Consider the following 7,933-nt stretch of genomic DNA (forward strand, 5'->3'; position numbering starts at 1 on the left):
CCGTACGGACGAGGGCGCCGGGGTCGCCCGCCACCCGTACGCCCTGCGCCGTTGCGGGCAGCCGGTGCGCGGCGCGCGCCGCGAGGTCGCGGAGGGTCGCGGGGTGGTCGAGTTCGCAGATCCGGCCGAGGCCGCGCCGTCCCGCCGGGTCGGTCGGGTCGGGTACGAGGGGCCGTACGACCCGCAGGCCGAGCGCGCCGGCGAGGGCGTCGGAGACGCCGGGGTCGGCGGTGTCGGCGTTGGTGTGCGCCACGTGCAGGGCGATGTCGTGCTTGATCAGGGTGTGCACGACGCGGCCCTTGAAGGTCGAGGCGGCGACCGTCGTCGTACCCCGCAGGTAGAGCGGGTGGTGCGTGACGATCAGCTCGGCGCCGAGCCGCACGGCCTCGTCGGCGATCTCCTGGACGGGGTCGACGGCGAACAGCACCCGGGTCACTGTGGCGTCGGGATCGCCGCACACCGTACCGACGGCGTCCCACTGTTCGGCCCGCTCGGGCGGCCAGAGGGCGTCGAGCGCGGCGAGGACTTCGGACAGACGGGGCACGGGGGAAAGGCTACCTGTCCTCCGTGCCCCGGTGGCCATGGCTTACGTCCCTGATCGGGCTCCCGGTGCCCGACCGGGCTCCCGGCCCCTGATCCAGGCACCGGGTCCCTGATCGGGCTCCTGGTCCCGATCAGGCTCCGGACCGGGACGCTCTCACTTGGCCAGGTAGTGCTGGAGGTCGTCGAGGACCGAGTACGCGGCGGTGACGCCCAGGCCCAGGTACCAGGTCTCGTCCTTGACGTCGACGGCCTGCCCGTCCTTGACGGCCTTGAGGTTCTTCCAGAGCGGGCTGCCGACGGCCGCCGCCTGGTCGGTCTTGCTCGGGTCGCCGTACACACCGCTGAAGATCCAGTCGGCGTTCGCCTCGTCGATCTTCTCGGGGCTGATCTCCACGGCGAGGTCGTTGATCTGCTGGTTCTTGGGCCGCGGGATTCCGGCGTCCTGGAGGATCGTGCCGATGAACGAGGCCTCCCCGTACAGCCGCAACTGGCCGGGCCGGTAGCGGACCATGGAGACCGTCGGCTTGTCGGGGCCCATGGCGGCCTTCAGCGCGGCGACTTTCTTGTCGTACGTGGCGAGCTTGGCCTTCGCCTGGTCGAGCCGGTCCAGCGCCTTGGCGTTGAGGAGGTAGTTCTCCTTCCAGGGGAAGCCGGGCCTGATGGAGAAGACGGTCGGGGCGATCGCCGAGAGTTCCTTGTACTTGTCGGCGGCGCGAAGCTGGCTGCCGAGGATCAGGTCGGGCTTGAGCGCCGCGATCGCCTCCAGGTTGAGGGAGCTGATCGTGCCGACCTTCTTCGGGTTGCCCGCGTCCTTCTTCAGATAGCTGGGGATGCCGTCGTCGCCCTCCGTGGGCGCGTAGCCGACCGGCTTGATGCCGAGGGAGACGACGTTGTCGAACTCGCCGACGTCGAGGACCACGACCCGCTCGGGGCGCTTCTTGAGCACCGTGCTGCCCATCGCCTGGGTGATGGTGCGCGGGAACTCGCCCGGCTTGGCGTCGGTCCCGAAGGCGGCGGTCTTCTTGGCGGCGTCGGCGAAGTCCTTGCCGCCCGTGGCGACAGCGGCCTTCTTGCCGGCCGCGTCGTCCGACGTGGCCGATCCGCCGCCTCCGCCGCCCCCGCAGGCCGCGAGGGACAGCGCGGCGACGAGGGCGACCACGGCGGCTGTGCCACTGCGTCGTATGGACATCTGGGAGCTCCTGGAGGGCAGGTCGAGCAGGCGGGTGCACAGCGTGCGCGAGCGGTGGTGTGCCGTGCGACGGCGGTGCTGAGCGGTGCTCAATTCAGTTACTTAGGCGTGCCTAACCTTAACCATGGCCGCAGTCGGCAGCACAACCACCCCCGCGATCTCAGGCGAATCACCACATCGCCACCCTTATCAGTGAAGCGAGTGGTCTCGTGTTGTTCGGCAGGGAGTGCGATAACTAGCTTCGTCGCCGGAGGTGACGAACCGATGACGGCCTGCGCCATCGAGACTGCTACGAAGGGCGGGGCGGTGCGGCGTACGACGTTCGCGATCACGGCGGACGGGACGTACGCCGCGCGGCTGACGCTCGGCGCGACGCATGAGGTGGGTGAGACGGGTGAGGTGGCTGAGGTGTCGGCGGCCGGGGGGCGGCCCGGCCGGCCCGGCGCCGCCTGGTTCCCCGAGCGCTGGACGCTCGACGGGCCCGAGCCGTACGCCGTACCGCTCCCGCTCAACCAGCCGGAGGAGCCGGACAGCGAGGTGCTGCCGCTGACCGACGGGCGGGTGCTCATCTGCCGCCGGGTGGCGGACCGTCACGCGTTCTCGCTGCTCTACCCCACCGGGCCCGCCACCGGCGAGCTTCAGCTCGGCGCGGTCGAGGACGCCTGGCTGACGCTGCTGCCGCCGGCGCCGGACGGCGTCAGCGCGTACGGTCTGGCGGTCGGCGAGCGCTCCTCGACCATCTGGCGGGTGGCGGGCGGCATGTTCGGGCCCGAGCATGTGGTGGAGGTACCGGGACGCTGCTCGGGCGGTGTGTGGCTCGACCGTACGGGCCGGATACTCGCCCTGGACAGGGAGATCGGCGGCGTGGTGAAGGCCGTCGTGGTGGATCTGGGGCGCGGCGGCGAGGTGACACCGCTCCTCCAGATCACCGAGGAGAGCAACGACCGGCTGCTGCTCGCCGACCCCGACAGCGGTCTGCTGCTGATCCGTTCGGACGCCGCGGGCCACGACCGGCTCGGCTGGGGCGTGTTGGGGAGTCTGCGTCCCGTCAGGTTCCCGGAGTGCCTGCGGCTGGCGGACTGCGCGGTGACGCCGTTCGCCGTGCAGCCGGGGCAGGTGCTGATGCCGGAGAGCTGCGCGGTGGCGCTGCGGATCGACGGCGCTGCGGGCAGTTGGGTGGGCGTATGGCGGCCCTCCGGACGGCAGTTGCACCAACTCCACGCGCCGCGCGGGTGGTTGGCGGGGGCGGGCTTCTGGACGCCCGGCGGCACACTGCGACTGCCGTACGCGACACGGGCGGTGCCCTGCGGGGTGGCGTGCGTCGAGGCGCCGGTGGACGTACCCGTGCGGGAGACGCGAGCGGAGACGGGCAGCCGATGGCGCAGAGCGGCGGGCCCGGAAGTGGGCAGGCCGACGGACCGGCGAACGGACCGGGAAGCGGGCGCGGAAGCGGGCACGGAATTCGCCGAAACAAATCCGGGTGAAGAGGAACCGTACGACGCTCAGCACACTCCTGTGATGTGCAGGCCGGTGCCGTTGCAGCAGGCACCGCTCACCGGTCGCGAGGCATCTGGCTAGACTTTCGCCAGTGCGCGGCGACCGTACCGACCGGACGCGGGCGACGACTGTGATGTGGACAGTGGCCGTGCCGCCGCCCGGCCGGAGCGAGGCCGGCCAGGCCCGTACGGACCTGCCGGGGCCGTGGCACACCACACGAAGCGATCACGACGGAGTGAATTTCCCACATGTCTGAAGCCCGAGCCGACACGACCCAGCAGCGCCCGCAGCCCGCGGCCGCCGGGCAGGACGCGGACGGCGGCTACGGAAAGCACAGAGGAGGTGCGGCCCCGACGGAGGACTCGTCGTCCTCGGCGTACGGCCGCCACCGCCGCCCCGAGGAGAGCCGCAGGGCCGCCTGAACACACGGAACGCGTAACACACGTAGCGGCGCCACACATATCAGCGTCACAGGTATCGGCGTCACACGTAGCGACGGAAGCACCGGACACACGACAGAGCGGGAGGCCGCCGCGGCAGGGCCGCGGCGGCCTCCCGCGCGTCCGGGCCAGGACATATGTACTGCCCGAGACCGTACAACCGCTTCTTCCGGGCGTCCCGGCACTCTCCGTAGTGTCATTGGCATGACGCAGACAGCGGTGAGTTTCTCTCAAGTGGTCAAGACCTTCGGGGCTGTTCGGGCCGTCGACGGCGCCGACCTCGACATCCCGCGCGGCGAGACCGTCGCCCTGCTCGGCCGTAACGGCGCCGGCAAGTCGACCGCGATCGGGCTGCTCCTCGGCCTGGACGAGCCCGACTCCGGGACCGTGCGGCTCTTCGATGGACCGCCGTCGAAGGCCGTGGCCGCCGGGCGGGTCGGCGCGATGCTCCAGGACGGCAGGCCCATCAAGCGCGTCACCGTAAAGGAGTTGGTGACGTTTGTCGCCAGCACCTTCCCGCGTCCGCTGCCGGTCGCCGAGGCGCTCGCCCTCGCCGGACTCACCGAACTCGCCAATCGCCGCGTCGACAAGCTCTCCGGCGGCCAGCTCCAACGGGTCAGGTTCGCCGTCGCGTTGGCCGGCGCGCCCGAGCTGATCGTCCTCGACGAGCCCACCGCCGCCCTCGACGTGGAGGCCAGGCGCGCCTTCTGGACGTCGATGCGGGCGTACGCGGACCGGGGCAACACCGTGCTGTTCTCCACGCACTACCTGGAGGAGGCCGACGACTACGCGGACCGGATCGTCGTGGTCGACCACGGCCGGATCGTCGCCGACGGCACCAGCGACCGGATCAAGAGCTCGGTCGGCGGCCACCTCGTCTCGTTCGACCTGCGCGGCCGCGCCACCGAAGGCCTCGCCGCGCTGCCCGGTGTCACCGCCGTCGAGGTGCGCGGAGACCGCGCGCTGCTGCGTACGGAGGACTCGGACGCGACCGTCGTCGCGCTCGCGGCGATGAACGCGATCAACCAGCTCGAAGTCGCCGCCGCCTCCCTCGAAGACGCCTTCCTGGCCCTGACGACCGAAGACACCGCACCGACCGCCCCGGATTCCGCCGCCACGCCCGCCCAGGGCCGGACCGGCGCCCCCGTGAAGGAGACCGTCTGATGTTCCAGTACATCAAGCTCGAAGTCCGCCGCGCGCTGCGCGACCCCGGGTTCATCATCTTCGGCGCCGGGATGCCCGTCCTGATGTACCTGCTGTTCACCAACATCGGCGCCGATCCGGGCGACGACGGCTGGAAGACGTCCTCCATGGTCGGCATGGCGGCGTACGGCGCGCTCGGCGCCGCGGTCAGCACCGGCACCGGCATCGCGGAGGACAAGTCCCTCGGCTGGCTGCGGCAGTTGAGGATCACCCCGATGCTGCCCCGGCAGGTCGTGCTCGGCCGCGCGATCACCGGCTCGGTGACGGTCCTGCCCGCGCTGCTGTCCGTACTCGCCGCGGGCGCGCTGATCAACGGCGTGCGGATGGCGCTCTGGGAGTGGGTCGCCCTGATCGTGCTGCTGTGGGTGGGCGCGCTGCCCTTCACCCTGTTCGGCATAGGCAACGGCTACCGGCTCACGGCGCAGACCACCGGTGTGGTGAACGTCGCCTCGCTGATGGGGCTTTCGGTCATCGGCGGACTCTGGTTCCCGGTCGAGGCGTTTCCCGGCTGGCTGCGTACGGTCTCCGGTTACACACCCGCCAACCGGTTCGCGGAACTCGGCAGGTCCACCACGGAGGGACACGCGCCCACCGCCGGCGCTGTGGCGGTGCTGGCCGTGTGGCTGCTGGTCTTCGGTTCGTACGCTGTTGCCTCCTACCGGAAGTCAGCGAGGACAGCATGAGACAGGGGAAGCGGAGCAAGCAGCCGGAATCCGAGCGCAGGCCCGGGCCGCCTTCCGGATACGCGATGCTTCCCTGGCTGCTGCTCGGTCTGGGGGCCTTCTCCAACGTGATCCAGGGCCGGACGCCCAACGCCTGGATCGGTGCGGTGGGGCTGCTGGTCTTCAACTCCCTCTACATCTCCGTGGTGTTCCGTTCCTTCGACCCGGTGCGGCGCCGGAGTCCCGGCAGCCGGTGGTCGCTCCTCGCCATGGGTGTGCTGACGTTCGGCCTCGCGGGTGGCTACGGCGGCGCCTGGCTGGTGTTCTTCCCCCTGCTCGGCCTCGCCTGCGGCACTGTGATGCGCGGCAAGGCCCTGATGTGGGTCGCCGCGCCCCTGTCCGTCTCCGCCGGGCTCATCGGCTGGCACTACGAGGGCTGGCAGGCCGTGACCATCGCGTACGGCACCTTCCTCTCGATGATGGTGACGGCCGTGATCCTGGCCCTCGCCGAGACCATCATGGAACTGCGGGACACCCGGCAGGAGTTGGCGCGCTCGGCGGTGGAGCAGGAGCGGCTGCGCTTCTCGCGTGATCTGCACGATCTGCTCGGCCACACCCTCTCCGTGGTCGTGGTGAAGGCGGAGGCGGCGCGCAGGCTCGCCCCGCGCCATCTCGAAGCGGCGCTCGGCCAGATCTCCGACATCGAGTCCGTCGGCCGGCTGGCGCTCACCGAGATCAGGGAGGCCGTCACCGGCTACCGCGAGGGCAGCCTCTCCACGGAGCTGGACCGCGCGCGTTCGGCGCTCACGGCCGCCGGAATCGAGCCGGTCGTACGGCAGTCGGGGCCGCCGCTCGGGCCGCGGACGGAGGCGCTGCTCGGCTGGGTCGTCAGGGAGGCGGTCACCAACGCACTACGGCACAGCGCGGCGAGCCACTGCGACATCGTGCTGAAGGGCACGTCGGAGCAGGTCGTCCTCACCGTCACCGACGACGGCGCGAGTGCCCAGCCGGACCCGTCGGCCCCCTGTGACGGTACGGGCCTCAAGGGCCTCACCGAACGCCTCGCCGCGGCGGGCGGCTCGCTGGAGGCGGGGCCGGCGGCGCGGGGTTTCCGGGTGCGGGCCGTACTCCCGGTGGACGCGGCTCCGCCCGCTGCTGATTCGGGCGACGGGCCCAACGAGAGCAACGGGCGCGACGCGAACAACGGGCGCGCCGCGAACAACGAGAAGAACCACCAGGCCGGTCGGACGGACGCTCCCTGAAGTGACCGACCGCCCCTACGCTCTGTCCGTGACCGAAACGCCGGGGCAAGGGCCCACCAAGTGTGTACGTGTCCTGCTCGCCGAGGACCAGGGCATGATGCGCGGCGCGCTCGCACTGCTGCTGGGCATGGAGGACGACATCGAGGTCGTCGCCCAAGTCGCCACCGGTGACCGGATCCTGGCGGCGGCGCGCGACTCACACCCCGATGTGGCGCTGCTCGACATCGAACTGCCGGGCCTCAGCGGCCTCGACGCCGCCGTACTGCTGCGCGAAGAGATGCCCGGCTGCCGGGTGCTCATCCTGACCACGTTCGGCAGGCCCGGCTATCTGCGGCGGGCGATGGAGGCGGGCGCCGCCGGATTCCTGGTCAAGGACGGCCCGGTGGAGGAGCTGGCAGCCGCGATCCGGCGGGTGCTGGCCGGTGAGACGGTGATCGATCCGGCGCTGGCGGCGGCTGCGCTGAGCGCGGGGCCGAGCCCGCTGACCGCGCGGGAGCGGGACACCCTCAACGCGGCGGCGGACGGCGCGACCGTCGCCGACATCGCGGGGAAGCTGCACCTGTCCGAGTCGACCGTACGCAACTACCTGTCGGCGGCCATCGGCAAGACGGGGACGCGCAACCGCATGGAGGCCGTACGGGCGGCCCGCCAGCAGGGCTGGCTCTGACGGCTGACGGGCGCACAAGTGGCCCATCAGTCCGCCCGGTGCCCCTCCGCCCGGTGACGCGGCAGCCACACCACCATCAGCAGCACCCCGGCGAGCAGGATCACGCCCCCGGTCCTGAAGGCCACCGCGTACCCCGCCGTCAGCGCCTCCGGGCTGGTGCCGCCCGCCGTACGGGCGGCGGCGGCCGTCGAGAGGATCGCGAGGCCGAGCGCGCCGCCCATGGTCCGGGACGTGTTGACGAGTCCGGAGACCAGGCCGGCGTCGCCCGGCGCTGCGCCGGAGGTGGCGAGGGCGGCGAGCGGGGTGCCCGCGAGGCCCATACCGATCATCATGAGGATGCCGGGGCCGAGGATCGACGTCACATACGTACCGTCGGCCGACATGGTGGACTGCCAGCCGAACCCGACAGCGGCGCCCAGCGCGCCGAGCACAGCCAGATTGCGCGCGCCGACGCGCGCCATCAGCCGGGG

Annotated in this window: 8 protein-coding genes and 1 pseudogene; 6 read left to right on the forward strand and 3 right to left on the reverse strand. The window is 71.6% G+C overall.

From position 1 onward, the window contains the following. Both QR77_RS10075 and QR77_RS10080 read right to left on the reverse strand, forming a co-directional pair. Nucleotides 1–544: Nif3-like dinuclear metal center hexameric protein (locus QR77_RS10075; RefSeq protein ID WP_040021095.1), on the reverse strand; the 544-nt coding region annotated here is incomplete at its 3' end. Nucleotides 545–697: 153 nt separating this feature from the next. Further along, the gene (locus QR77_RS10080; protein ID WP_040021097.1) at nucleotides 698–1,732 is read right to left on the reverse strand and encodes an iron-siderophore ABC transporter substrate-binding protein; all 1,035 of its coding nucleotides are present in this window, start codon (nucleotides 1,730–1,732) and stop codon (nucleotides 698–700) included. A 264-nt stretch (nucleotides 1,733–1,996) separates the two neighbouring features. Here QR77_RS10080 and QR77_RS10085 point away from each other — a divergent pair, with 264 nt between their 5' ends. From QR77_RS10085 to QR77_RS10105, 6 genes are all read left to right on the forward strand, one after another. Beyond that, on the forward strand, nucleotides 1,997–3,310 hold the full coding sequence (locus QR77_RS10085) for a hypothetical protein (protein ID WP_040021098.1): 1,314 nt from the start codon (nucleotides 1,997–1,999) through the stop codon (nucleotides 3,308–3,310). A gap of 167 nt (nucleotides 3,311–3,477) precedes the next feature. After that, nucleotides 3,478–3,651, forward strand: a complete 174-nt coding sequence (locus QR77_RS47385) for a hypothetical protein (protein ID WP_173476288.1) — start codon at nucleotides 3,478–3,480, stop codon at nucleotides 3,649–3,651. Nucleotides 3,652–3,873: 222 nt separating this feature from the next. Then, nucleotides 3,874–4,833 (forward strand): ABC transporter ATP-binding protein, encoded by a 960-nt coding sequence (locus tag QR77_RS10090; RefSeq protein WP_078876587.1) that lies wholly within the window; start codon nucleotides 3,874–3,876, stop codon nucleotides 4,831–4,833. After that, entirely contained in the window at nucleotides 4,833–5,555 is a 723-nt protein-coding gene (locus QR77_RS10095; RefSeq protein WP_040021100.1) for an ABC transporter permease, read from the forward strand. The genes QR77_RS10090 and QR77_RS10095 overlap by 1 nt, the downstream gene beginning before the upstream one ends. Next, nucleotides 5,552–6,796, forward strand: a complete 1,245-nt coding sequence (locus tag QR77_RS10100) for a sensor histidine kinase (RefSeq protein WP_078876588.1) — start codon at nucleotides 5,552–5,554, stop codon at nucleotides 6,794–6,796. Before QR77_RS10095 ends, QR77_RS10100 begins: the two co-directional genes overlap by 4 nt. A 28-nt stretch (nucleotides 6,797–6,824) precedes the next feature. After that, nucleotides 6,825–7,463 carry a response regulator transcription factor gene (locus QR77_RS10105; protein ID WP_040027637.1) on the forward strand — a complete coding sequence of 213 codons (639 nt, stop codon included), beginning with the start codon at nucleotides 6,825–6,827 and terminating at the stop codon, nucleotides 7,461–7,463. A 26-nt stretch (nucleotides 7,464–7,489) separates the two neighbouring features. Here QR77_RS10105 and QR77_RS48470 read toward each other — a convergent pair. Further along, nucleotides 7,490–7,933: pseudogene (locus tag QR77_RS48470) on the reverse strand (MFS transporter); the annotation flags it as partial.

This window comes from Streptomyces sp. 150FB, assembly GCF_000818195.1.
Lineage (GTDB): Bacteria > Actinomycetota > Actinomycetes > Streptomycetales > Streptomycetaceae > Streptomyces.

Bases quoted from the DNA above. Each gene is read 5' to 3' on its own strand.
- QR77_RS47385 (WP_173476288.1), top strand. From the start codon at position 3,478: ATGTCTGAAGCCCGAGCCGACACGACCCAGCAGCGCCCGCAGCCCGCG.
- QR77_RS10100 (WP_078876588.1), top strand. From the start codon at position 5,552: ATGAGACAGGGGAAGCGGAGCAAGCAGCCGGAATCCGAGCGCAGGCCC.
- QR77_RS10080 (WP_040021097.1), bottom strand. From the start codon at position 1,732: ATGTCCATACGACGCAGTGGCACAGCCGCCGTGGTCGCCCTCGTCGCC.
- QR77_RS10090 (WP_078876587.1), top strand. From the start codon at position 3,874: ATGACGCAGACAGCGGTGAGTTTCTCTCAAGTGGTCAAGACCTTCGGG.
- QR77_RS10085 (WP_040021098.1), top strand. From the start codon at position 1,997: ATGACGGCCTGCGCCATCGAGACTGCTACGAAGGGCGGGGCGGTGCGG.
- QR77_RS10095 (WP_040021100.1), top strand. From the start codon at position 4,833: ATGTTCCAGTACATCAAGCTCGAAGTCCGCCGCGCGCTGCGCGACCCC.